Below are 24618 nucleotides of genomic sequence, written 5' to 3'. Positions count from 1 at the left end.
TGTTATAGCGAAAGCTTAATAATCTCCTCTTTTTTTAAATCGGGGATCGTGTTTTGAAATAAATTCTGTTCTTCTTTTTGGAGCTTCCGGTTTTGGTAAACTGGCTTCTTCAGTTTTACTGGAAGGTTCAATTAACTGATTTAATTCTTTTATTTCAGCATCGGTTAAATCTCTGTAGCGTCCCACAGGAACATCCAGTGAAATGTTGATAATCCGGATGCGTTTTAAAGCAGTAACTTCATACCCTAAATACTCAGACATTCTTCGAATCTGACGATTTAAACCTTGTGTCAGAATAATTTTGAAGGTGTATTTACTAATTTGTTCTACTTTACATTTTCGGGTAACGGTATCTAAAATCGGAACACCATTTCCCATGCGTTGTATAAAACGGTCGGTTATGGGTTTGTTTACGGTTACGGTATATTCTTTTTCGTGATTGTTTCGGGCGCGCAAAATCTTGTTTACGATATCGCCGTCATTGGTCATGAAAATCAATCCCTCACTTGCCTTATCCAGCCTTCCGATTGGGAAAATACGTTTTGGGTAATTGATATAATCGACAATGTTGTTTCGGACTTCAAGATTGGTCGTACATTCAATTCCCGTAGGTTTATTGAAAGCCAGATACACCATTTTTTCGTGTTTTTCAACGATTAGTTTTCCATCTATGCGCACTTCGTCATCAGGCGAAACTTTGGTTCCCATTTCGGGTACGGCACCATTTATGGTTACGCGTCCTTCTTCGATGAGTTTATCTGCTTCACGGCGGGAACAATACCCTGTTTCTCCAATGAATTTATTAAGGCGTTTTAGATTTTCTTCCATATTGCAAAAGTAGTCAAAAATTAGACTTCTTAGACTTTAAGATTGTTAGACTGTTAGATTTTTAAAACTAAAAATGAATTTTTAATTTTAACCTCAGAAACTCAGAAAAAAATCTTTGTTCCTTTGGGTCTTAGCAACTTTGAATCTTTTTTAAGAAGAAAATAGAAAATCAATCACTTTCTGATACAACTCGTCATCGTGCATGCCATGTCCTAAATTTTTGGTTTCGATAAACTGACTGTTTTTCCAGTTGCTGGCAATTTTTTTGCCTTCTTCAAAAGCAACAATTTTGTCTGTTGTGTCGTGAGCGATTAAACCCGGTATATTAAATTGAGAAGCAAATTTTTTTCCGGAGAAATCTTCGAGTTTAAAATTGAAATGTGTTAAAAAACGATTTTCTAAAAGCGAAAACATTTTGGTATTTAAACTCAACATCGAAACATAATTGTCAATCAGCGTTTTTAGATCTGAAGGAGCTCCCAAAATTACCATTTTATTAATACTTGTATTTGGAAATAAATACTGATGGTAAACACAGGCCGCACCGCCAATAGAATGCCCGATTATAATATCCGGACGGTATTTTTCTACTGCCTTATTGATGAACTCGGCATAAAGCGGAACGTTAAATTCCCTTCCGCTGCTTTGTCCGTGTGCAGGTGCATCAATGGCAATAATAGTGCTTCCTGATTTTTGAAGATGAGGTAACGTTTTTTTCCAGCGGGAAGAGTTGCTCTCCCAGCCATGAACAAGTAAGATTTTGGTTTCGTTTCCTTTCCAGATATACGTTTGAAAATGATGTTCGTTATGGTGAAACGTTTCTGTTTCTGTGTTTTTTAAAAATTTTGGTAAACTTTCTTTTAGTAATCTGCCGTCCCGTGGCTGGCTGAAAAGTGCGTATGAAAGTTCGACGGCTTTTTGTGGGCGGACATAACTGAGGAGGTTAATGTATTGTCCTACCGATTTTAATGTAATAAAACGAATTCCTTTTTTAATTCCCAAAACCAATAAATTTTATGGTAAAAAAAAGTCCCGATGTTGATCGGGACAATTTTATTTAGATTTTAGAGAACAATTGTTCCATTTTTTCTCTCTCTTCGTCAGCAAGTGCGCTGTCAACTAAGATTCTTCCTGAATGTTCATCAGTGATGATTTTTTTTCTGGAAGCAATTTCAACCTGAGTCTGTGGTGGAATGGTGAAGAATGATCCTGCAGAAGCACCTCTTTCAATAGATACTACCGCTAAACCATTACGAACGCTGCTTCTGATTCTGTTGTAAGCAGCTAATAATCTTGCTTCAATTTGCTCAGAAAACTCAGCAGATTTCTCCGTTAAGAAGATTTCTTCTTTTTGAGTTTCTGCCATAATTGCATCCAATTCAGATTTTTTATGCTTTAAGTGATTGCTTTTAGCTTCTAATTTTTCTTTTAGATTTGAAATAACTTCTTTCTTATGCTCGATAGAAGCTTTCATTTCTTTGATTTGTTTTTCAGCCAATTGAATTTCTAATTCCTGAAACTCAACTTCTTTGGTCAAAGAATTAAATTCTCTGTTATTGCGAACTGATTCTTGTTGTTTTGTGTATTTTTTGATCACTTCTTTGTGCTCTTCAATAGCGTTTTTCTTAGTTTTGATAAGATCCTCAACTACTTCAAGTTCACTTTTAAGTTTTTCTGAACGAGTGCTTAAACCTGCAACTTCATCTTCTAAATCTTCAACCTCTAATGGAAGTTCCCCTCTTACGTTTCTGATTTCGTCAATTCTGGAGTCAATAAGCTGTAAATCGTATATTGCTCTTAACTTGTCCTCAACACTTAATTCTTTCGTATTCGCCATATTCTATAAGTACTTAACTGGATTTGTATTTTCTTCTGATAAAATGATTGCAAAATTAAGGATTTTTTTCCTAAGATAATCAACAATATAATTTTTTGTATACCGTTCGCTCTCAAAATGACCAATATCGGCTAAAAGTAAACGATTTTCGGCTTCATAAAACTGATGATATTTTAAATCGGCGGTTAAAAAGGCATCTGCTCCCGCCTGAAGTGCGTTTTTGATGGCAAAACTTCCTGATCCTCCCAAGACGGCAACTTTCTTTATTTTTTTTCCTGTAAAGGCTGAATGACGAATTCCATCGGCGACCATTTTATCTTTTACGAAATACAAAAAGTCTTTTTCATCCATTTCAGTTTCCAGTTCACCAATCATCCCAAGCCCGATATTTTGATGTGAATTCTGTAAATCATAAATTTCATAAGCGACTTCTTCGTAAATATGATTGGCAAAAAGGGCTTTTAAGATTCCGGATTGCAAATATTTTTCAAAAACAACTTCAATTTTTATTTCGGTTCCGGTATGTAGTTTTCCTTTTTCGCCAATTACAGGATTACTGTCTTCATTTCCCTGAAAAGTAAAAAAGCCTTCAGAGTTAAAACTACAGTTGTCATAATTCCCTATTGTTCCTGCACCAGCTTCAAACAATGCATTTCTAACTTTTTCTGAATTATTGGGCGTTGTGTATGTAACTAATTTTTGAATGAAATTTTGCTTCGGAATCAAAACCTTTGTATGGGTTAAGCCTAAAGCATCACAAAATATTTTGTTTACTCCTTGCAAATGATTGTCCAGCGCAGTGTGAACGGCATAAATGGCGATGTCATTTTTGATGGCTTTTAAAATGGCACGCTCGACATAGTTTTTGCCTGTGAGTTTTTTGATTCCGGAAAATAATATCGGATGAAAACAAACGACCAGATTGCAGTTTTTAGCAATGGCTTCTTCGATTACATTTTCTAATGCATCGTGGCAAACCAAAACGCCCGTACTTTCAGTTTCTGAATTTCCGACTAAAAGGCCTACATTGTCAAAATCTTCGGCATAAGCCAAAGGAGCCATTTGTTCGAGTACGTCTATTATGTTTTTGATTTTCATTTATGAAATTTCAGGTTTTAGTTAGTAACAATTATTGACACAATGTAAAACTTATTGTTACAATTACAAATTTACTACATTTGTAATATAAAATTTAATAATCATGACTACAATAAAAATTAACGAACATACCAAGTCAGGCAAAGCATTCATGGCTATGTTTGACGCTTTTTTTAAAGGTGTTGAAGGAATTGAAATTGTTGAAACTGATGATTATGTACAGGTGAATGAGGAACCAAGTATTTATACTCCTGAATTTGTTGAGAAAGTAAAAAAAGCGGAAGAGAACATTAAAAATGGTGAAACAACAAGGCTAAATCCAGATGATATATGGGGAAGTTTAGGGTTGAAGTAACTAAGGTGGCAAATCAGGATATTGAAAAACATAAAAAATCAGGAAATAAAATCTCTATTAAAAACATTGCTAAAATTTTAATTGATCTTACAGAAAATCTATATGAAGGTTTTGGAAATCCTGAACCATTAAAATATGAATATACAGGATTTTGGTCAAGACGGATAAATCAAAAGGACCGATTAATTTATCGCGTTGATGACGAAATTGTAACCGTATTTGTAATTTCCGCAATGGGGCATTATTCAGATAAATAACTTTATGAACTTACTTCGAAAAATACTTTTCCCATTTGCCATTTTATACGGATTCATTACTTCAATTCGTAATTTTCTTTTTGATAAAGGAATTCTAAAATCTACTTCATTTGATATTCCGGTTATTGCGGTTGGAAACCTCAGTGTAGGCGGAACTGGCAAAACGCCTCAGATTGAATATCTAATTCGATTGTTATCGGATAATTACAGAGTAGCTGCTTTAAGTCGTGGTTACAAACGTAAATCTGAAGGTTTCATTTTGGCAGATTCAACTTCGAATGCCGAAATTTTAGGTGACGAGCCTTTTCAGTTTTACCAGAAATTTCCAAATATTCAGGTTGCGGTTGATGCGAATAGAACCAACGGAATTACACAATTGCTTTCACAGAAAATAAAACCGGAAATTATTTTATTGGATGATGCCTATCAGCACCGAAAAGTAAAAGCGGGATTTTATATTTTACTGACTGCTTTTGGCGATTTGTATGCAGATGATTTTATACTGCCAACAGGAAGTTTGAGAGAGAGCAGGAGAGGGGCTAATAGAGCTAATATTATTGTAGTCACAAAGTGCTCAAAGAATTTGTCTGATGAAAAACAAGACGAAATTCGTTCGAAACTAAAATTAAATTGCGGTCAACAAATCTATTTTACTTTTATAGACTATGATGATGCAATTTATAATGTAGAAGAAAAAATAGCTGTAAACGAAATAAAATCAGAACCAAAAGTACTTTTGGCCGGAATTGCAAAACCGAAACCTTTTTTTGATTATTTGAAGAATGAAAATGATGAATGTCTTACTTTTCCTGATCATCATCATTTTTCTGAAAACGATTTAAATGAAATTCGAAATAAAGCTCAAAACAAAAAAATCATTACAACCGAAAAAGATTATGTGCGTTTAAAAGATGCTGAAATAATTTCGAATTTGTATTATTTGCCTATAAAAAGTACTTTTATAAATCATAAGCAAAATTTTGACGCAACTATTTTGCAGTATGTAAAAAGTTAGTTAGATTAAAAAATCAATCAAAAAACGTAGCAATAGTGTTGTAAAATATATCAGGAACAAAAGGTTTTGTAATTACATCATTCATTCCAAAAGATAAAAGCTGCTCTCTGTTTTCATCGAGCGAAATAGCCGTAAGGGCGATGATTGGTGTTGTTTTGTTAAATTCACGTATAAGTTTTGTTGCTGTTGTGCCGCTTATACCAGGTAAATGAACATCCATTAAAATTAAATCAAAAGTTTTTATTTTTAATAATTCAATTGCTTCTTCTCCATTATCAAGTATCTCACAGTATATAGATTTGTTTTCGAGCATTTTACGGGTAATCATCTGATTGATTTTATTGTCTTCAATCAACAAAATGATTTTGTTTTTTAATTGATCATCATTATAAGATTTTGCCTCCTGAATTTTTTCTGACGGGTTTTTACTGATGTCGAAGTTTAATTTAAAATTAAACGTAGAACCTTTGCCTACTTCACTTTCTAAGTGAATTTTACCTCCTAATAGGTGAATGAGTTTTTTTACAATTGTAAGTCCCAAACCTGTTCCGCCATATTTGCGATTAACTTCTATAGAACCTTGTGAAAAACTTTCAAAAACTTTTTTCTGTTTATCTTTAGGAATTCCGATTCCGTTATCCGTAATTTCAAAATAAACTGTTGCTTTTTCGTTTTCCAGAGCATGTAATTTTGCGATAAGTGTTACTTTGCCGTTTTGGGTAAATTTTAAGGCATTGTTAATTAGATTCAGGATTATTTGAGAAAGTTTGGTTGTATCGCCAATTAAATTATCCGGAATAGCATCGTCTATTTCTAGTAAAAAATGATTATTGTTGGCTGCTGCTAATTCCTTTAAAGAATTTTGAATATTGTTAAGTAACGCTTTTAGGTCGAAACAAATTTTTTCTATTTCAATTTTAGTTGAATCAATTTTGTTTATTTCAAGTATTTCATTGATAAAGGTAGTGAGGTAATTTCCTGAGAATTTCAATGAATCTAAATATTTTAGTTGTGATTCTTTTGGGCTTTCTTCAAGTAACAGATGCGCGATACCGTTAATTGCATTTAATGGTGTTCGAAGCTCATGGCTTACTGTTGATAAAAAATCAGTTCTGGCTTTTGAAGCTTCTTCAGCTTTATTTTTTGCCAGAATAAGTTCTTTGTTTTTTTCTCTTAAAACTAAATTATTCTGATTTCTAATAACATTGTTTTTGTAGAGAGCCAGACTCAATAAAGAAAGAATTGAGATTAGCGCAATGGCTAAAATGCTTATCAACTTTGAGTATCGATACGTTTTTATCTGTGCATTTTCCTCGCTTTTTCTTTTTTCTTCATTTAAAAGATGAATTTGATTGTTTTTTTTATGTTTATCAAAATTGAATTTGCTGTCATTTAATTTTAGAATATTATGCTCTATTTGATAATATTCACTCAGGTAATTGTAAGCACGCTCGTATTCTTTGTTGTTTTTGTGATAGTTGCTTATGGCTAATGTAATATTTGCTTTTTGTTTTAAATTTTTAGTTTTTGAATTTTCCTCTAAAGCATTATTAAAGTAAAAAATGGCAGAATCATTTCTTTTTAGTTGTGTTTCAATTAATCCAAGTTGATAGTAAGCTTCTGATCTGACACCTAAAGTATTATTATTGTCAGGGCGTTGAACGATCTTTTTTAGCGTTTTAGAAGCTAATGTGTAATTTTTAAGTGATTTGTATGTCATCGCTTTCTGGAAATTCAGATATTCATAAGAATTCCTGAAATTGGATTTTTGTACAACGATGTCTGCTTTTTTATCGGAGATGGCTAATTTTTTATAATAGGAAGAACTATCTGTATCCGGTTTAGTTTGCGAATACAAAAAAGTGTAAAAAAAACTGATAAAAATAAAAAGGTATTTCATAATGTAATACTTTTTATAATGGAATCTTATGTTTTTTTCATCAGTATAATTAAATCGATAAGTCTTGATGAATAGCCTATCTCATTATCATACCAGCCAACGACTTTTACCATTTTATCGATAACAGAAGTTAGTTGAGAATCAAATAAGCATGAATTTGTATTGCCTATTACATCAACTGATACGATTGGATCCTCTGTGTAATCTAAAATGTTTTTTAAATATGTTTGGGATGCTTTTTCAAAAGCATCATTAATTTCATCTATTGTTACAGCACGTTTTACATTAAACGTAATGTCAGTTAAAGAACCGTCAGGAACCGGAACACGAATTCCGCAGCCCCCAATTTTTTGGTGTAAACCCGGAAAAATTTTTGTTAGTGCTTTCGCAGCCCCAGTTGTCGTAGGAACAATAGACTGACTGGCTCCTCTTGCTCTTCTTAAATCTTTATGCGGTTGATCATGTAAACTCTGATCGGTTGTATAGGAATGTATAGTGGTAATATAGGCTTGTTCAATTCCGCATAACTCATCAATTATTTTTATCATCGGAGCAGCATTGTTTGTCGTGCAGCTTGCATTCGAAACAATTTTTTCGCTTCCGTCTAAAATTCCTTCATTTACTCCTAAAACAACAGTTTTTATAGTGTCTACTTCTGACGGAGCAGAAAGAATCACTCTTTTGGCTCCTGCTTCAATATGTGCATTTAACTCTTCGTAGGTTTTGTATTTCCCTGTTGATTCAATTACAAAATCTATATTATGACTTTTCCAGTCTAAATTTGAAATATTTTTTTCATGAAAAAACATATAATGTTTTTCATTAACTATTATGCTTTTTTCGTCATGAGATACCGTAAAAGGTAAAACTCCGTGAATACTGTCATACTTTATCAAATGTGACATCGTTTTGTTGTCTGCAATATCATTAATTGCAATCACTTCAATTTCGGGATGGTTTAAAAGTAATCGAAATAAATTTCTGCCAATTCTTCCAAAACCATTTATAGCAATTCTAGTTTTCAATTTTTTATTCTGTTGGTTTGTTTAATCGGTTAAACAATTAATGATTAACCGAATAAACTTTTTACAATATATGTTTTTGTGCTTTATAAGATGAACGAACAAGAGAGCCGCTCTCTACATGGCGGAATCCAAGTTCAAGTCCGAATTTCTCATATCTGGCAAATTGCTCAGGAGTTATAAACTCTTTTACAGGTAAATGTTTTTTGCTGGGCTGTAAATATTGACCAATAGTTACTACATCAACGTTTGCATTACGCAAGTCAGTCATGGTTTGAAAAACTTCTTCTTCAGTTTCGCCAAGTCCCAACATAATTCCCGATTTGGTTCTGTTAATCCCTTTTTCTTTTAAATAACGTAAAACTTCTAAACTACGATCGTATTTTGCCTGAATACGTACTTCACGGGTTAAACGGCGAACAGTTTCCATATTATGAGAAACAACTTCAGGATTTGCTTCTACAATTCGGTCAAGATTTCTTTCAATTCCCTGAAAATCCGGAATTAAAGTTTCAAGGGTCGTATTTGGGTTCATACGTCGAATTGCTTTTACGGTTTCAATCCAGATAATAGAACCGCCATCTTTCAAATCATCTCTGTCTACACTTGTAATTACAGCATGTTTGATGTTCATTATTTTGATAGAACGTGCTACTTTTTCTGGTTCATCCCAATCTACTGTTTCTGGTCTTCCGGTTTTTACACCACAAAAACCACAAGAGCGGGTACATACATTACCTAAAATCATAAAAGTTGCAGTTCCTTCTCCCCAACATTCACCCATATTTGGGCAACTTCCTGAAGTACAGATGGTATTTAAGCTATATTTGTCTACCAGACCACGAAGTTCAGTATATTTTTGACCAATTGGAAGTTTTACTTTTAACCATTTTGGTTTTCCGGTAGGGATATTTTCTACTACAGTTTCCATACATTAAAATTGAACTACAAATATACGCAAAGTTGTATAAGTTAGAGATGTGTCTAATTGTTATCTTGTCGAGTTTATTTGTTAATTATCGATAATTTGTTAATTTTATATAATAAATTAGATGCTAATTTTAGTAATGTAGAGGATTTATGGTTCTTTAACGGTTAAAAGAAATAAATATAAATCGTTTTATATTTTTAGTTCTAAGTATATTTGTTCTGTAATTAAATTAAAAAAGATGAAAAATAAATTTATAGTTTTAGGAATTCTATTGGCTTCTTTGAGCTTTACAAAAGTACAGGCACAAATTAATTTTGGTGAAAAAGCTATAGGAGCAGTTCAAAAAGGGGTGGCTAGTTTTACCCTTACAAACGAAGATGCAGCTAAATTATCTAAAGAAGCTGTAGCTAAATTAGACGCAGAACACGAAGTTGCAGGTCCTACTGATCCTTACACCTTAAGATTAAACAGGGTTTTTGGTAAGCACACTTCTGGTGACGGTTATACTTTAAATTATAAAGTGTATAAAATAAAAGAAGTAAACGCATTTGCAACAGCAGATGGAAGTGTAAGAGTCTATTCAGGATTAATGGATATTATGGATGATAACGAATTACTGGCTGTTATTGGTCATGAAATTGGTCACGTTGCTAATAATGATTCAAGAGATGCTATGCGTGCAGCTTATCAAAAAGAAGCTTTGATAGATGGGGTTTCGTCCCAGTCTGCAACTGTTACAAGTCTTACGGATAGTCAGTTAGGGAAAATTGGAAGTGCCATGATTGATAGCAAGCATAGTCGTAAACAAGAAGCTGAAGCTGATTTATTTGCTTATAATTTTATGAAAAAGAATGGTTATAATGTTAATGCCGAAGAATCTGCATTCAGGATATTAGCCAAAATGAGCGAAGGAACTCAGTCTTCTTTTTTAGATCAGATGATGAGTTCGCATCCGGATTCAAAACAAAGAGCTGAAGATGCTAAAAAGAGAGCAGAGAAAGATGGTTTGTATAAAGCGTATGTGCAGCAAAAAATTGTAAATACCGCACCGGCACCTGCTAAAAAAGCAACAACAAAGAAAAAGACAACTAAAAAGAAATAAGAAGTCTGAAAAACAGAAAACCCGACAAGTTTAATATTGTCGGGTTTGTTGTTTTATCCTAAAACATGATGTGCCAATACTTTTTGCACATCATAAACATTTACTGATTTATTAAATTGTTTTATAATACTCGGTTGTAATTCGCTTGAAACCCAGATTTTTAATTCGGCATCAAGTTCGAACGTTCCGGCAGTTTCTACGCTGAATCGTGTAATACTTTTGTATGAAATTGACTTGTATTCGGTCTTGCTTCCTGTAATTCCTTGTACATCAACTAAAATTAATCTTTTATTAGTGAAGACAAAAGTGTCCCGGATTAATTTAAAACCCATTTCGATTTCTTCGTTATCGGTTAAAAGCTGTCCGTATTTTTTAATTAAATCTTCCTGGCTTACTGAACCGGCGTTGCCAAGAATTGCTGAAAATATTCCCATTTTTTTTAGTTTTTTAATGTTATACAACTAATATGTTTTTTTAATAGTTGTAAAAGTAGTTAAAATATAGGAATGAGTTTTTCAGGGATTAGGAAATGAAGTTTAATTGTAATTTTCTTATTAGGGTCAAAATTTAATAAAAAAAAAGCAGAACCTAAATTCTGCTTTTTGTGTTGTTATTGTTCCATTTCCGTTTTTATTATTATCGGAAGATTATAAGCGGTTCGCACCGGTTTTCCTTCTAATATTCCCGGAGTCCATTTTGTTCTTAATGATTTTAGAACACGTATAGCTTCTTTTCCTAATCCGTAACCAGGATCGTTTTTTACTGTAATATCAGTCATTGAGCCGTCTTTTTCGATAACAAAAGAAACATATACTCGCAATGTTCTTTCAGCGTCCAGTTCAGGTTTGTTAAAGTTGTTTCCAACATAAGTGTAGAACTTAGCCATTCCACCCGGGAATTCCGGCATTTTGTCTAATATGGCTGTGCTTACAACCGTATTTCCGTCGCCTGTTGTTTTAGTTGCTTCTCCTCCCGTTCCATTACCGCCTGTTGTTGGCAATACATTGACAGCAGTTCCAGTTCCGGTAGAAGTATTATCTATTACTGGAGCATTGTCTTTGTTTGTTGCAATGTTTTGTATAGCATCCTGAGTTACAGCGACAACAGGGTTTACTAATTGACTGGATTGTGTTACTTGGGTAACAGCTTGTTGTTGCTGTGCTGGTGGGGCAACGGCTTCTTCCGTTTTAGGTTTTATTATCTGATCTAAATCAACTGTTCTAATTACTTCGTCTATAGGAGGAAGATTTTCGATTATAGCAGATGATTTTGTAAGTTTACCAACCAACATAGACAAACTTCCTAGTGCAGCTATCAATAGCAACGCCATAAATAGTGCGGTAATTGTTGTTTTGGTATTCTCCTGACGTAATTGGTACGCGCCGTACTCTTTGTTTTTGTTTTCGAAAACAAGATCAGTCCATTTGGTTTCGTAAAGGCTTAATTTAGACATAGTAATTAGATTTAAAAGGTTAAGTAACATTAAATCATAAGCATGACAAGGTTTATAGTTTAACTAATAACGAAAACAAAGAACTTTTTGTGTGTGAAATGTTTGGTTTTTTAAGAATAAATATGCTGATATCTTATTCTTTGATTAAAGATAGTAAATTATCTATTTCGTTCGATAATTTCTGCTAATAATTTTTTAGCACGAAGTAATTTTACTTTTACATTGCTTAAAGGCTCATTAATTTTGAGTGCAATTTCCTGATAAGTCATTTCCTGAAAATAACGCAACTGAATGACTTCCTGATAATGTGGTTTTAATTCTTTGATGCATAAAAGCAAGCGGGATAAATTTTGCTCTTTAATCAGTGCATCTTCTGCAGAGGGAGTAGGGTCGGCAATATTGTAGGCCTGTTGATCTTCATTGTCTGTGATTTCTATAAAAAGATTCGTTTTCTTTTTACGCAGTAAATCAATGTAAACGTTTTTTGCAATACTGATTAACCAGGTGTTGAATTGAAAATCCGGGTTGTAAGTTGCAATCTTATCGAAAGCTTTTGAGAAAGTTTCAATAGTAATATCTTCAGCTGTAGTCTCATTTTCGGTACGTTTCAACATAAATCCGTACACTTCATTCCAGTAAAAATCTAATAAAAAAGTAAAGGCGATTTGATCGCCTTCTTTTGCTTTTTCTATTTTAGAATTTATTTCCAATTTGCTGGTTTTGAAAAAATATTAGTTATAAATATATTAATTTGAATAATTACAAGCACGATTTCAATAATAGGAAACCAAACTTTAAGATCATTTTCTTTTAATTTTCCTGCAGAAAATCCGAATACAATCCATACAATCGTATAGCGGGTTGCTAATAATGCCAGGACTATGATCCATTGAAATTGAAAAGCTAGTAAAAGTATAACTAATAAAAAGAATAATAATTGTGAGCTGTAAAAAAGACCTAATTGAATTTTGTCGAAAAATTTATAATAATTTGCAGTAGCAACGTGTCTTCTTTTTTGTGTAAACCACTCTTTGTAGGTTTCTTTTGGTTTTGAATAAGTAAAACTTTCAGCTGTATATGCAATTGTAGTGTTTGCTTTGTTTGCCGCCTGGTTTACAAATAAATCATCATCGCCTGAACGAACCTGAATGTGTTCAATAAAACCGTTTACATTAAAAAACTCTTCTTTTTTGTAAGCCAGATTTCTCCCGACTCCCATGTAAGGAAGGCCTGTTTTTGCCCATGAAAAATATTGTAATGCTGTAAGAACTGTTTCAAAACGGATAATTTTATTTAATAAAGAACGTTCCGTTTTTTCATAACCTCCATATCCTAATACAATAGTTTTATTCATGGTAAATTGTGAAGTCATGGCAGTAATCCATTCTTTTGAGACTGGATAGCAATCTGCATCAGTAAATAGTAAATAATCTTTTGAAGAGGCTTTGATGCCTAAAGTTAAAGCGTATTTTTTATTCCCCCAAAAAGCTTCGTTGTTTTTTACTTTTACTAATCGAATGTTTGAATATTGTTTTTCAAATTCCTCAAAAACTTCTAACGTTTCATCACTAGATGCATCGTCAATTAAAACAATTTCAAAATCAGGGTAATTTTGCTCCGCCAATAATGGAATGTATTTTTTTACATTTTCTTCTTCGTTTTTTGCACAGACAATTACAGAAACCGGAAGTTTTTTTGGTGTAATGGTTTGAGGTTTTCCAAAAGCGAACTTTCCAAAAATCCCTAAGTAATAAAAAATTTGTATGAATACAACAGCAATAAAGAAGTAAAGTAAAAGTATAAGCATCTGTTTTAATGTCTTTTAATTTTTGAATCTTGCGAGTGCAAATGTACTTATGAATTCCTAATTTTCAATGATTAAAACCGATTTACTTTCTGCATTTCGACATTTCTTTTGCAACGGCAATAGCCTGAGGGTTTTCGGTCTTTTTTAACTCTGAAATTATATTTTTATAATTTTGGTCATCACGATTTTGTGATAGTTTTTTAGTGGCCTGAATTTCATCAATTTCTATCTCAAAACCAAAAATACCTTTAGCTTCGCGCATTGTTTTTGCAGATAAGTTTTCTACAATAACAGGGTTTTCTGAGTTGGCTTCATATTTATCAACTAATTTTTTAAGTTGTTCTATTGAAGCAGCTTCGTCTACAATTTTAATTCGTCCGTAAACATGTACGGCTATGTAATTCCATGTAGGCACATTCTCATGATCATACCACGAAGAAGAAATATACGAATGTGGGCCGGTAAATACTGCTAAAACCTGATCATTTTCAGTAAAACCTTCAGCCTGCTGATTCAGTTTTGAAATATGTCCCTGAAGGATTTCTTTTCCGTCAGCATTCACTTCAAGTTCAATCGGAATATGGGTTGCGCATAATTTGCCATTTGTCTGATTGATTAAAATTCCAAAACTGTTTTCTTTTAAAAAAGTTCTGATCGATTCCGGATCTTCATTTTTATATAAGTCAGGTGTATACATTTAGGAATGTTTTAAGTGTTTTTTTGTCTTGCTAAAACTTATAAATCGTTCACATATGCTTTGATTGAAAAAAGGCTTGAAACTAAGTTTTTCTAAAATTAAACAATTTTGGATTAACACTTAGCCATAAAACGATAATTCCAAAGGCAGTAAAAGTAATTCCTCCAATGATAAATCGTAAGGCAAAATCATCAGTAATTGATGAAGCAAAAAAATCGAATAGTCTCGAGAATACTCCTTTTCTGAAGAATTTAAGTCTTATAATAATGTACATTACTATTGAGACTAAAATTGTATTTAGAGATGAAAATTTATACTTCCAATTCAAAAAAGAAATTAGAATGACTCCAGCTGATAAGCCTAAGAATATCCAGATATAAATACTAGGCCAAAAACTGGAAATATCTTCAGTAGTTGGAAATAATCTATTCCAGCATTCCGATTTTTGATCCTGAAAATGATTTGTAGCACAAATGAATTTTTCTGCAACAGTATAAAACCTTAATTGCAGCATGCCATGAATTAAGAAAATTATTCCGATCAACTGAAATAAAATTACTCTAATATTTAGTTTTTTCATTTAGGAGTTAAATAGGTAAAAAAATCTAGTTTAAATAACATTTACTTCCGCTTCGATTTGAATGCCAAAAATTTCAAAAACTGTTTTTTGAACATCTCTAGAAACCGCCAGAATTTCCTGCCCGGTTGCATTTCCGTAATTTACCAAAACCAAAGCCTGATTTTTATGAACTCCGGCATCGCCAAAGCGTTTTCCTTTAAAACCTGCCTGTTCGATTAACCATCCCGCCGGAACTTTTACTTCGGTTTCAGAAACTTCATAGTATTTCATTTCAGGGAACTTTTTATGAATTTTTTCGAAATGAGATTTTAATAAAATTGGATTTTTAAAAAAACTCCCGCTGTTTCCTAATTCTTTAGGATCAGGTAACTTACTTTTTCTGATAGCGATAACGGCGTTACTGACATCTTTTAAGGTCGGAACAGTAATGCTGTTCTTGGTCAATTCTATAGTAATATCGCCATATGAGGTATTGATTTTATGATTGCGTTTTGTCAATTTGTAAATTACCGATGTAATAATGTATTGATCTTTTACTTCGTTTTTAAAAATACTTTCACGATATCCAAAATTACATTCGGTATTTGTGAAGGTTTTCATTTCCTGAGATTCAATGTTTATTGCCTCGCAGGAAACAAAGGTGTCTTTTATTTCGGTTCCGTATGCACCAATATTCTGAACAGGTGTTGTTCCAACATTTCCAGGAATCAGGGACATGTTTTCCAGTCCTCCAAAATTATTGTCTATTGTATAAAGTACGAAATCGTGCCATGTTTCTCCGGCCTGACTTTCGACCCAAACGAAATCATCATCTTCTTTGATCATTTTTTTACCTTTCAAATCAATATGAATCACCAAAGCGTCAATGTCTTGCGTTAAAAGCATGTTGCTTCCTCCGCCTAAGATGAATTTTTTCTCGTTTTTATTTTCCTTCAAAATAGTTTTCAATTCATCAACTGAATGTACGGCAACAAATTGTTTAGCTTTGGCTTCTATGCCAAAAGTATTGTAGTTTTTTAAAGAAAAATTGGATTGGATTTCCATAAATATAACGCTTTTGTAAATCCCGTATTTGGGCATAATTGATTTCAAATGTAATGATTGTAATTTATTATAGTTGGTTTTAATGTGTAATATTATTGCTTTTTTCAGTCTTTTTGGTTATTTTATCAGATTTTTCACGCCTCGTTAATTGGTGTAGATTGTTGATGCTGATGCAATTAAAAAGTCAGCTATTCGATACGAATCTGTTTTTATGAGGTTAGCGAAATATATCTGAGGTGTATTAATTGGAGCTAAATTCTGTTTCTGTAATAAATGCCAAAATAGTACTTAACGTTCAACCGATAAAAATGTTGCAATTATTTATTTAAATTCAATAGGGTATGATACTTGTCTGCTATGACTTTCATATTAATGTCATAATTAGTATTATCTTCTACAAAGTTTCTATTTTGAAGAATAGCTATATTTCGGGATTCGATATTTTTAATAGCCCAAATCAGTTCTTCGGCCAGCATTTCGATATTATCAATTTCAATCAACTGTCCGTTTTTACGATGTTTAATCCAGCTTTGATTTCCCGGAATATCCGAAACTACGGGATAACAATTACAGGCCATAGCTTCAAATAAAGAGGCTGAAACACCTTCGGTAATGGGCATGCTGATATAAATATTCGATTGCTGTAGTAATTTAGGGAGTTCTGTATTCGGAATTCTTCCTGTAAAGATTACTTTGTTTTCGATTTGCAATTCTTTTGCCAGATCTCTCAAAAACTGCAATCGGGTTCCGTCGCCAACGATGGTTAATGAAAAATCAATTCCTTTTTGGTTTAAAATTCCAAAAGCTTTTAGAATAGAATCGTGTCGGTATTCTGGTTGGAGAGAACGTGTTACAATTGCTTCAATTCTTTTTGGATTATGGGTTGACGGAGTAAAAATAGATAAATCAATTCCTTTTGGAAGAACCAGGACTTTATTCATATCCACGCCAATTTCTCTCATCGAAATAGTCATTACAGGTCCCCAGGCGTGAATTAAATCGGCTTTTTTGAAAGCATATTTTTGAATTAATTTTTTTAAGGGATATAAAACAGAAGTTTCAGGCCATAAATCAGTTCGGCCTTGCTGAGCAATTGCAATTGGATGCATTCCGGAAATTGCGGCAAGAAAACCATAACTGGTTGTTCTTTCTGCAATAATCATGTCTGGTTTTTGCTGACGGATTGTTTTTCTAATCGAAACAGGAGAAAAGATATATTCAAAAAGACGTTTGAACCGATTCAGTTTTGAATTGTTTGGTGTTTGAAGTTCCCAGGTGCTGATTTCGAAATCGCCAAATTCTTTCAGGCCTTTCATCCATGTTATAGCATCGGCACGATAGGATTCTCCCAGAAAAAGTATTTTCCTTTTTTTCATTCGATAAACTTAAAATTCCTCTGTTTCTAAAGCGCGATTAATGAATTCATTTAAAGGTTTTAGTGCGATTAGTTTCTGACTCATTTTGCCAACAAAATCTTTTTTGGTGACTTCAGAAATGTCATATTTTTGAGTAGCAGTAAAACTTTTTAATTTTAAAAAGGCAATTGCCGGATGATCTTTTTCGTAACCACGAGGCATGCTTTTAAGAGAATTATTTTCGTTTATATCTAAATTTCCAAATTCTTTTTTGAAATTTTTATCAGCCAAAATAGCTTCCAGATCATCGTGAAAAAATGCAATTTCTTTACGGACTTTTTTTAAATCCTCGGCTTCCGGCGAATAAAATCCTCCTGCAATAAAGCTGGCGCCTTTTTCAATATGAACATAATATCCAGCACGATTCGCTCCTTTAGCTCCGGCAGACATCCAAACGCCTAAATGTGCTTTGTAAGGTGATTTGTCTTTTGAGAATCGAATATCACGATTAATCCTAAAAGTACAATTCTTGACTTCTAATAATTCCAGTGAAGGATCAAGGGGTTTCATTACATCTAGGAAATCACTTACCAGTTGATGATAATCTTTTTTGAATACTTCGTACCGTTTTTTATTGTCCTGAAACCAGTCTCTGTTATTGTTCTTTTTTAAATCGTCTAAAAATTGCAATGATTCTTTTGTAAGCATAATCGATTTTTTATTGCAGTTGTTTCTTTAACTTTTGAATTCTTTATAAAATTACAAATTAAATATTTTATAACTCTGATGTGTCGATTTGACAATTTTTTCGGTACGTTCCGGATGTGTATCTGAAATAAAAAGCTGGCCAAAAGTTTCGCTGTTAACCATTTCTATTATTTTGGCGACACGGCTTTCATCTAATTTATCAAAAATATCATCAAAAAGTAACAATGGTTTTACGCCGCTTTGTTTTTTAAGAAACTCGAATTGTGCCAGTTTCAAAGCAATCAAAAATGATTTTTGCTGGCCTTGAGATCCGAATTTTTTTATTGGATGTGAATCGATTTCAAATGATAAATCATCTTTGTGGATACCAACACTTGTGTAGTGCAGCGCACGATCCTTATTGATATTTTCCTGTAAAAGAATCAGGAGATCTTTGTCAAACAAATGACTTTCATAAACCAATTGAACTGATTCTTCGGATCCTGTTATAGCTTGATGGTGTGTATTAAATATAGGTATAAATTGTTCCAGAAAATCTTTTCGTTTTTCAAAAATAGACTGTCCAAAACTATTCAGTTGTTCATTATATATAGATAAGGTGTCATTATCAAAAACATGATTCAGTGCAAAATATTTCAGTAAAGCATTACGCTGAACAATTATTTTTTGATACTGAATAAGCTGATGCAGATAATTAGAATCTAATTGCGAAATCACACTATCCATAAATTTACGTCGTGTTTCGCTGCCTTCTACAATTAAATCACGATCTGCCGGAGAAATAATCACAAGCGGAATGAATCCAATGTGGTCCGAAAATTTATCATAAGCCTTGCCGTTTCTTTTTAAAACCTTTTTTTGCCCTTTTTTTAAACTGCAGACAATTTGCTCCGTCCTGTCATTTTTTTCTATTTCGGCATCAATCACAAAAAACTCTTCTCCATGTTTGATGTTTTGCACAGCCAACGGATTAAAATAGCTTTTTCCGTAAGCCAAATGATAAATAGCATCGAGTACATTGGTTTTGCCAATTCCGTTTTTGCCAACAAAACAATTGATCTTGTGGTCGAAATCAAAACTAACTTCGGAGAAATTTTTATAATTGAATAGAGAAATTTTGTTTAAATGCATTTTAAGGAACTCTAAAGGTGAATTTTGGTGTTTTGGAAAGCCAAGAATTCGAGGGTGCAAATTATCGAAAATTATCGATATAAAAGGCTTTTGAGGCTTTTTCGAATGATTTATTTTGCAACTGAACTAAAAGGAGTTATGATTGTTGAAATTATTTTTTTTAAAATAGTGATAAAATTGATTTTTTTGACGTCAATTTCAATAAAAATTTTATTTTTGCCGTTCACTAAATTAATTTTAAATGGCAACTTACAATAAAAGAGGATATAAGACACCAAAAGAGAAGGAAGTAAAAGAAGTTAATGAAGAACAAGAGGTAATTATTGACGAAAAAGATAGTACAACTGCCGGTGTTTTCTCAAAGTTAGATGAAACTGCTTCAAGAACTGAGGACTGGGTGGCTAAAAATCAAAAAATCATTATTGGTTTGGTTGCCGGTATTGCTGTAGTAACAATTGGATATTTGGCTTACCAAAAATTTATTGAAGCTCCTAAACAAGATGAAGCTGCAAATGAAATGTTTGTTGCTCAGGAAAATTATAAAAAAGCAACAGAAGGAGTAGCAAGCGATTCATTGTATAAATTAGCTTTAAATGGTTCTGAAGGTAAATTCGGATTTATTAAAATTGCTGACGAATATTCTGGAACAGATGCTGGTAACTTAGCAAACTATTATGCGGGTATGGCTTCTTTGAATATCGGTAAATTTGATGATGCAATTAAATATTTAGGAGAATTCAAATCAGATGAGGCTATCGTTAATGCTTTAGCAATTGGAGGAATTGGGGATGCTTATTCTCAAAAAAATCAACAAAAAGAAGCTCTTGACTACTATGTAAAAGCTGCAGAATCTAATAAAAACGATTTTACAACACCTCGTTTTTTATTAAAAGCAGGTAAAACAGCTTTAGCTTTAGGTCAAAAAGAAGACGCCTTGAAATACTTTACAGATATTAAAGAAAACTTTGATGCAACTCCGGAAGCTGCTTCTGTTGATGTATTGATTGGATTAGCGCAATAATTTTATTTTTTGAGTTCAGATTTAGTTTTTAGATTTGTATTTTTACAATCTAAATTAAAAATCTAAAATCTTAAATATAAAAGATGGCTACTGAAAATAAAAATTTATCAGAATACGATAAAAACACAATCCCAAATGCGAAAGACTTTCGATTTGGGATTGTTGTTTCTGAGTGGAACGAGACTATAACAGAAGGGCTTTATAATGGTGCTTTCGAAGCATTGACAGATTGTGAGGTTCCGGCACAGCAAATTATCCGCTGGAATGTTCCCGGAAGTTTTGAACTGATTTATGGGGCAAAAAAAATGTTGCAAACACAAAATGTTGATGCAGTTATTGTAATTGGTTGTGTTATCCAGGGACAAACCAAACATTTTGATTTTGTATGCGAAGGTGTTACACAAGGAATCAAAGACTTGAATGTTCAAACAGATATTCCGGTTATTTTTTGTGTTTTGACAGACAATACAATGCAACAATCAATCGATAGAAGTGGAGGGATTCACGGAAACAAAGGAACTGAAGCTGCTATTGCTGCAATAAAAATGGCGTACATTCGTCAGCAGGCTTCAATTTCACATCCGTTTAATCAGCCTTTGTTGTCTTCAGGTGCAATTCAAATTGAAGAAACTCCAATCAAAATAGAAAAAGAATAAACACAATTGTTTTAAAAATACTAAAACCTATACTGTGTCAAATAGTATAGGTTTTTTGTTTTTTTTATGACATCACATATTCCAAAAGCCAAGAGAAAATTCTTAAATTTGTACACCTTGGTTTAGATTTTAAATCAAAATTCTTAAATCGTTAATCTACAATCTTAAATTTTAATGTCAAGTATTATTCAATTGCTTCCTGATCATGTTGCTAATCAAATTGCTGCCGGAGAGGTGGTTCAAAGACCTGCTTCAGTCGTAAAAGAATTGTTGGAGAATGCTGTTGATGCTGATGCAACCGACATTAAACTTATTATCAAAGATGCCGGAAAGTCATTAGTTCAGGTTATTGATAATGGTAAGGGTATGAGTGTTACAGATGCTCGTTTGTGTTTTGAGCGTCATGCAACCTCAAAAATACGTCAGGCCGAAGATTTATTTTCGTTATGCACTAAGGGTTTTCGTGGTGAAGCTTTGGCCTCTATTGCGGCAATTGCGCATATGGAAATGAAAACGAAGCAAGATCAGGAAGAACTAGGTACACACATAGTTATTGAAGGAAGCAAGTTTATTTCGCAGGAAGTAGCAGTTTTGCCAAAAGGAACTTCTTTTGCAGTTAAAAATTTATTTTTTAATATTCCCGCCAGACGTAATTTCTTAAAGTCGGATACCGTTGAGTTTCGTCACGTAATGGATGAATTTCAGCGTGTAGCTTTGGCGCATCCCAATATTCATTTTACTTTTTATCATAACGGAAGCGAAATGTATAATTTGCCGGCTGCAGGTTATCGTCAGCGTATTGTTGGAATAATGTCTGGGAAAACCAATGAAAAGTTAGTTCCTGTAAATGAAGATACTGAAATTATAAACGTTCAGGGATTTGTTTGTAAGCCTGAATTTGCTAAGAAAAGCAAGGGTGAGCAGTTCTTTTTTGTAAACGATCGTTTCATAAAAAGCGGTTATTTACATCACGCAGTTATGGCTGCTTATGACGGACTTTTGAAAGATGGTTCTCAGCCAAGTTATTTCTTATATCTGCAAGTTCCGCCAAACACAATCGATATCAATATTCATCCAACAAAAACTGAAATTAAGTTTGATGATGAACAGGCTTTATATGCTATTTTAAGGGCCTCAATTAAACATAGTCTTGGACAATTTAATGTTGCCCCTGTTTTAGATTTTGACAGGGATTCGAATTTAGACACACCATACTATTATAAAGATTTGGAAGCAGAAACGCCAACGATTCAGGTTGATGGAACTTTTAATCCTTTTACAGATGATAAAACAAATCAGCATTATTCAAAAGCCGGTTCAGGATCTGGTTCGGGTTCCGGTTTTAGTTCAGGGTCAAATTCATATTCCGGATATTCTAAAAGAGTAGAACCAACAGCAAGCTGGGAAAGTTTATATGTTGGGTTGGATTTAGATAATGTAGAAAGTATTGAGAGTTCGCCTTTTACATTCGAAAATGAGGAAGTAACATCGTCATTGTTTAATGATGATGAAATAGAGCAGGCAAGTCAAAAAACATATCAGATACATAAAAAATATATTGTTTCGCCGATAAAATCAGGAATGGTAATTGTGGATCAGCAACGCGCTCATCAGCGTATTTTGTACGAACAGTTTTTACTGAATATGACAGTAAATCAGGCTTCAAGTCAGCAATTGTTGTTTCCCTTGAATTTGTTTTATTCTTCAGATGAAATGACATTGATTGAAGAGTTAAAGCCTTCATTAGAAACAACAGGTTTTGTTTTTGAGGAAGCACAAACGGATCATATCGTAATTTCAGGAATTCCGGTAAATATTGCCGAAAGTGAAGTTTCTATAGTAATCGAACAATTATTAAGTGATTTACAAGATGGAATCCCAGCCAATAGTTATAGTCAAAATGATACCATTGCCAAATCAATGGCCAAAAGTTTAGCGGTTAAAACCGGATCTTATTTAACCGAAAAAGAACAGGATAATTTGGTAAACGGATTATTTGCCTGTAAAGATCCTAATATTTCACCTTTTCAAAAACCTACTTTCATCACCATGCGTGTGGAAGATATAGATAAAAAGTTTGCCTTATGATGAATATGACTCCAGTTGTAAAACAACTGATTATTATTAATATTCTTTTTTTTATTGGATCTCAATTGGTCAATGTCTCTTATGGATATTTACCACTGTTTTATCCGGAAAGTAATAATTTCGAAATTTGGCAAATTTTCACCCACATGTTTATGCATGCGCAATGGCCGAATTTTGCGCATATTCTCTTCAATATGTTTGCATTGTATAGTTTTGGATCTGCATTAGAACATTTTTGGGGAGGGAAAAAATTCTTGTTTTTTTATCTTTCTTGCGGTTTAGGTGCTGCATTGCTTCATACAGGAGTGAATTATTTAGAGATACAGAGTATTTTAAATGCTGTAACCAATCTGAATTTGTCTAAATCTGATCTTCATTTGATTTTAAATGCAGATTATCAGTCTTTATTTGATGCAAATGGGAAAATGATACCGGGTCAAATTGCTACTATTTTGGATAAGGCAAACTGTACACAGGAACAATTTAATTCTTTGGTACAAGCAAGTTCAATAGTTCAGTCACCTGTTTTAGGAGCATCTGGCGCTACCTACGGCTTAATGACGGCTTTTGCATTTATGTTTCCTAATGCCCAACTTGGATTTATGTTTATTCCCGTTCCTGTTAAAGCAAAGTATTTTGTTCCGGTAATTTTAGCAATTGATTTGTTTTTTGGATTGAAAGGAAGTTCTTTTTTTGCAAGCGGTAGCACCGGAATCGCACATTTTGCACATCTTGGAGGAGCGTTAACAGGTTATTTAATGATGTTATACTGGAAAAAAAATCAGTTTAATGGCAATCGTTGGAATTAATTTTTAACTTTAAATAATTAATAATAAAACCAAAAAGAATCTTTTATGAATATTCTGGATGATTTAAAATTACAATACAAAATAGGTGGTATTGCACTACGTTTGATTTATTGGAATGTTGCATGTTTCTTAATTTCATTAGTGTTTTTTTACCAATATTCCGAAGGCGGATTTGCTTATCCAAGTTGGCTCGCATTGTCGTCTGATCCTCAGGTTTTTTTATTCAGACCCTGGACATTTATAACGTATGCATTTTTTCATTCTTCATTTTTACATTTATTGTTTAATATGATGGTATTGAATTTTGCGAGCCAGTTGTTTTTGACTTTTTTTACTCAAAAACAATACTTAGGCTTATATATTTTAAGTGCCATTTTTGCAGGGATTACATTTGCATTAAGTTATTACTTTTTGAATATTTCAGCTCCTATTGTGGGGGCTTCCGCTGCAATTATGGCAATTCTTGTTGCTGCAACAACGTATCAGCCATTGATGAATGTTCGTTTGTTATTGATTGGAAATGTAAAATTATGGCATATTACAGGTGTGATACTTATTTTAGATCTTATGCAATTGCGTTTGGATAATACAGGTGGACATATCTCACATTTAGCCGGGGCCTTTTTTGGTTTTATTTACATTAAACTACTTCAAAACGGAACAGATTTAAGTATTATTGTTTCCAGAATAATAGATTTTTTTGTTAACTTATTAAGGAAATCACCTTCGACCCCATTTAAAAAAGTTCATAAAAATTATCAAAAACCTACAGAAAAAGTTACTTCAAGGATTGTTACAAAAGACAAAACACAACAGCAAATAGATGAGATTTTAGATAAAATTAGCCAATCTGGTTATGATTGTCTAACAAAAGAAGAAAAAGAGTTTTTATTTAAAGCTGGAAAATAATTTTAGCAAGATAAT

26 protein-coding genes are annotated in these 24618 nt (G+C 32.9%); 9 read left to right on the top strand and 17 right to left on the bottom strand.

The features are described 5' to 3' along the window. Positions 1-15 precede the first annotated feature (15 nt). The 4 genes from rluF to FLACHUCJ7_RS21350 all read right to left on the bottom strand — a co-directional run bounded on the left by rluF (position 16) and on the right by FLACHUCJ7_RS21350 (position 3763). Positions 16-828: a 23S rRNA pseudouridine(2604) synthase RluF gene (rluF, locus tag FLACHUCJ7_RS21365; protein WP_031455915.1), complete on the bottom strand. Its 813-nt coding sequence runs from the start codon at positions 826-828 to the stop codon at positions 16-18. A gap of 150 nt (positions 829-978) precedes the next feature. Further along, complete coding sequence (locus tag FLACHUCJ7_RS21360) at positions 979-1830, bottom strand: alpha/beta fold hydrolase (protein WP_180910371.1); 852 nt, start codon at positions 1828-1830, stop codon at positions 979-981. A 55-nt stretch (positions 1831-1885) separates the two neighbouring features. Further along, positions 1886-2665 (bottom strand): zinc ribbon domain-containing protein, encoded by a 780-nt coding sequence (locus tag FLACHUCJ7_RS21355; RefSeq protein ID WP_180910370.1) that lies wholly within the window; start codon positions 2663-2665, stop codon positions 1886-1888. A gap of 3 nt (positions 2666-2668) precedes the next feature. Then, positions 2669-3763: a Nif3-like dinuclear metal center hexameric protein gene (locus tag FLACHUCJ7_RS21350; RefSeq protein WP_180910369.1), complete on the bottom strand. Its 1095-nt coding sequence runs from the start codon at positions 3761-3763 to the stop codon at positions 2669-2671. A 103-nt stretch (positions 3764-3866) separates the two neighbouring features. Between FLACHUCJ7_RS21350 and FLACHUCJ7_RS21345 the strand changes: the two genes are divergently transcribed. The 3 genes from FLACHUCJ7_RS21345 to lpxK are packed head-to-tail and all read left to right on the top strand — an operon-like array spanning position 3867 to position 5390. Next, positions 3867-4118, top strand: a complete 252-nt coding sequence (locus FLACHUCJ7_RS21345) for a DUF2683 family protein (protein WP_180910368.1) — start codon at positions 3867-3869, stop codon at positions 4116-4118. Beyond that, positions 4094-4375 (top strand): Txe/YoeB family addiction module toxin, encoded by a 282-nt coding sequence (locus FLACHUCJ7_RS21340; RefSeq protein WP_180910367.1) that lies wholly within the window; start codon positions 4094-4096, stop codon positions 4373-4375. The genes FLACHUCJ7_RS21345 and FLACHUCJ7_RS21340 overlap by 25 nt, the downstream gene beginning before the upstream one ends. A gap of 4 nt (positions 4376-4379) precedes the next feature. Beyond that, a complete protein-coding gene (gene lpxK, locus FLACHUCJ7_RS21335; protein ID WP_180910366.1) occupies positions 4380-5390 on the top strand; it encodes a tetraacyldisaccharide 4'-kinase in 1011 nt (336 codons plus the stop codon). A gap of 13 nt (positions 5391-5403) precedes the next feature. Here lpxK and FLACHUCJ7_RS21330 read toward each other — a convergent pair whose 3' ends face one another. From FLACHUCJ7_RS21330 to lipA, 3 genes are all read right to left on the bottom strand, one after another. Next, positions 5404-7290, bottom strand: a complete 1887-nt coding sequence (locus FLACHUCJ7_RS21330; RefSeq protein WP_180910365.1) for an ATP-binding protein — start codon at positions 7288-7290, stop codon at positions 5404-5406. Positions 7291-7316: 26 nt separating this feature from the next. Next, positions 7317-8315 carry a type I glyceraldehyde-3-phosphate dehydrogenase gene (gene gap / locus FLACHUCJ7_RS21325; RefSeq protein WP_078225850.1) on the bottom strand — a complete coding sequence of 333 codons (999 nt, stop codon included), beginning with the start codon at positions 8313-8315 and terminating at the stop codon, positions 7317-7319. Between the two features lie 61 nt (positions 8316-8376). Continuing rightward, entirely contained in the window at positions 8377-9243 is an 867-nt protein-coding gene (lipA, locus tag FLACHUCJ7_RS21320) for a lipoyl synthase (RefSeq protein WP_180910364.1), read from the bottom strand. A gap of 238 nt (positions 9244-9481) precedes the next feature. Between lipA and FLACHUCJ7_RS21315 the strand changes: the two genes are divergently transcribed. Continuing rightward, on the top strand, positions 9482-10345 hold the full coding sequence (locus tag FLACHUCJ7_RS21315; RefSeq protein WP_180910363.1) for a M48 family metalloprotease: 864 nt from the start codon (positions 9482-9484) through the stop codon (positions 10343-10345). A 53-nt stretch (positions 10346-10398) separates the two neighbouring features. Here FLACHUCJ7_RS21315 and FLACHUCJ7_RS21310 read toward each other — a convergent pair whose 3' ends face one another. The 10 genes from FLACHUCJ7_RS21310 to recF all read right to left on the bottom strand — a co-directional run bounded on the left by FLACHUCJ7_RS21310 (position 10399) and on the right by recF (position 19120). Next, positions 10399-10779, bottom strand: coding sequence for a PH domain-containing protein (locus FLACHUCJ7_RS21310; RefSeq protein ID WP_031455903.1), 381 nt, complete (start codon positions 10777-10779; stop codon positions 10399-10401). 176 nt (positions 10780-10955) lie between these two features. Next, positions 10956-11798, bottom strand: coding sequence for an energy transducer TonB (locus tag FLACHUCJ7_RS21305; protein ID WP_180910362.1), 843 nt, complete (start codon positions 11796-11798; stop codon positions 10956-10958). A 158-nt stretch (positions 11799-11956) separates the two neighbouring features. After that, positions 11957-12508 (bottom strand): RNA polymerase sigma factor, encoded by a 552-nt coding sequence (locus FLACHUCJ7_RS21300; protein ID WP_078225854.1) that lies wholly within the window; start codon positions 12506-12508, stop codon positions 11957-11959. Continuing rightward, entirely contained in the window at positions 12499-13605 is a 1107-nt protein-coding gene (locus tag FLACHUCJ7_RS21295; protein ID WP_180910361.1) for a glycosyltransferase, read from the bottom strand. Before FLACHUCJ7_RS21295 ends, FLACHUCJ7_RS21300 begins: the two co-directional genes overlap by 10 nt. An 82-nt stretch (positions 13606-13687) precedes the next feature. Continuing rightward, positions 13688-14302: an FMN-binding negative transcriptional regulator gene (locus FLACHUCJ7_RS21290; protein WP_180910360.1), complete on the bottom strand. Its 615-nt coding sequence runs from the start codon at positions 14300-14302 to the stop codon at positions 13688-13690. A gap of 82 nt (positions 14303-14384) precedes the next feature. After that, positions 14385-14882 carry a hypothetical protein gene (locus tag FLACHUCJ7_RS21285; protein WP_031455897.1) on the bottom strand — a complete coding sequence of 166 codons (498 nt, stop codon included), beginning with the start codon at positions 14880-14882 and terminating at the stop codon, positions 14385-14387. Positions 14883-14912: 30 nt separating this feature from the next. Then, positions 14913-15926 carry a UDP-N-acetylmuramate dehydrogenase gene (gene murB / locus FLACHUCJ7_RS21280; protein WP_078227881.1) on the bottom strand — a complete coding sequence of 338 codons (1014 nt, stop codon included), beginning with the start codon at positions 15924-15926 and terminating at the stop codon, positions 14913-14915. A gap of 317 nt (positions 15927-16243) precedes the next feature. After that, entirely contained in the window at positions 16244-17302 is a 1059-nt protein-coding gene (locus tag FLACHUCJ7_RS21275; RefSeq protein ID WP_180910359.1) for a glycosyltransferase, read from the bottom strand. A 9-nt stretch (positions 17303-17311) separates the two neighbouring features. After that, the gene (locus FLACHUCJ7_RS21270) at positions 17312-17989 is read right to left on the bottom strand and encodes a DUF2461 domain-containing protein (RefSeq protein WP_078225857.1); all 678 of its coding nucleotides are present in this window, start codon (positions 17987-17989) and stop codon (positions 17312-17314) included. A 51-nt stretch (positions 17990-18040) separates the two neighbouring features. Next, a complete protein-coding gene (gene recF, locus FLACHUCJ7_RS21265; RefSeq protein WP_180910358.1) occupies positions 18041-19120 on the bottom strand; it encodes a DNA replication/repair protein RecF in 1080 nt (359 codons plus the stop codon). A 241-nt stretch (positions 19121-19361) separates the two neighbouring features. On the opposite strand from recF, the gene FLACHUCJ7_RS21260 reads away from it, so the two are divergent. The 5 genes from FLACHUCJ7_RS21260 (at position 19362) to FLACHUCJ7_RS21240 (ending at position 24603) form a co-directional block, all read left to right on the top strand. After that, entirely contained in the window at positions 19362-20141 is a 780-nt protein-coding gene (locus tag FLACHUCJ7_RS21260) for a tetratricopeptide repeat protein (protein WP_031455892.1), read from the top strand. 83 nt (positions 20142-20224) lie between these two features. Further along, the gene (ribH, locus tag FLACHUCJ7_RS21255) at positions 20225-20797 is read left to right on the top strand and encodes a 6,7-dimethyl-8-ribityllumazine synthase (protein WP_078225859.1); all 573 of its coding nucleotides are present in this window, start codon (positions 20225-20227) and stop codon (positions 20795-20797) included. A gap of 174 nt (positions 20798-20971) precedes the next feature. Next, positions 20972-22885, top strand: a complete 1914-nt coding sequence (gene mutL / locus FLACHUCJ7_RS21250) for a DNA mismatch repair endonuclease MutL (RefSeq protein ID WP_180910357.1) — start codon at positions 20972-20974, stop codon at positions 22883-22885. Beyond that, positions 22882-23694, top strand: coding sequence for a rhomboid family intramembrane serine protease (locus FLACHUCJ7_RS21245; protein ID WP_078225861.1), 813 nt, complete (start codon positions 22882-22884; stop codon positions 23692-23694). Before mutL ends, FLACHUCJ7_RS21245 begins: the two co-directional genes overlap by 4 nt. A 45-nt stretch (positions 23695-23739) precedes the next feature. Continuing rightward, a complete protein-coding gene (locus FLACHUCJ7_RS21240) occupies positions 23740-24603 on the top strand; it encodes a rhomboid family protein (protein ID WP_180910356.1) in 864 nt (287 codons plus the stop codon). Positions 24604-24618 lie beyond the last annotated feature (15 nt).

It is taken from the genome of Flavobacterium salmonis, assembly GCF_903819435.1.
GTDB classification, from domain to species: domain Bacteria; phylum Bacteroidota; class Bacteroidia; order Flavobacteriales; family Flavobacteriaceae; genus Flavobacterium; species Flavobacterium chungangense.
The sequence above is the reverse complement of the archived record's forward strand: the minus strand, read 5'-3'. Positions and strand labels throughout refer to the sequence as shown.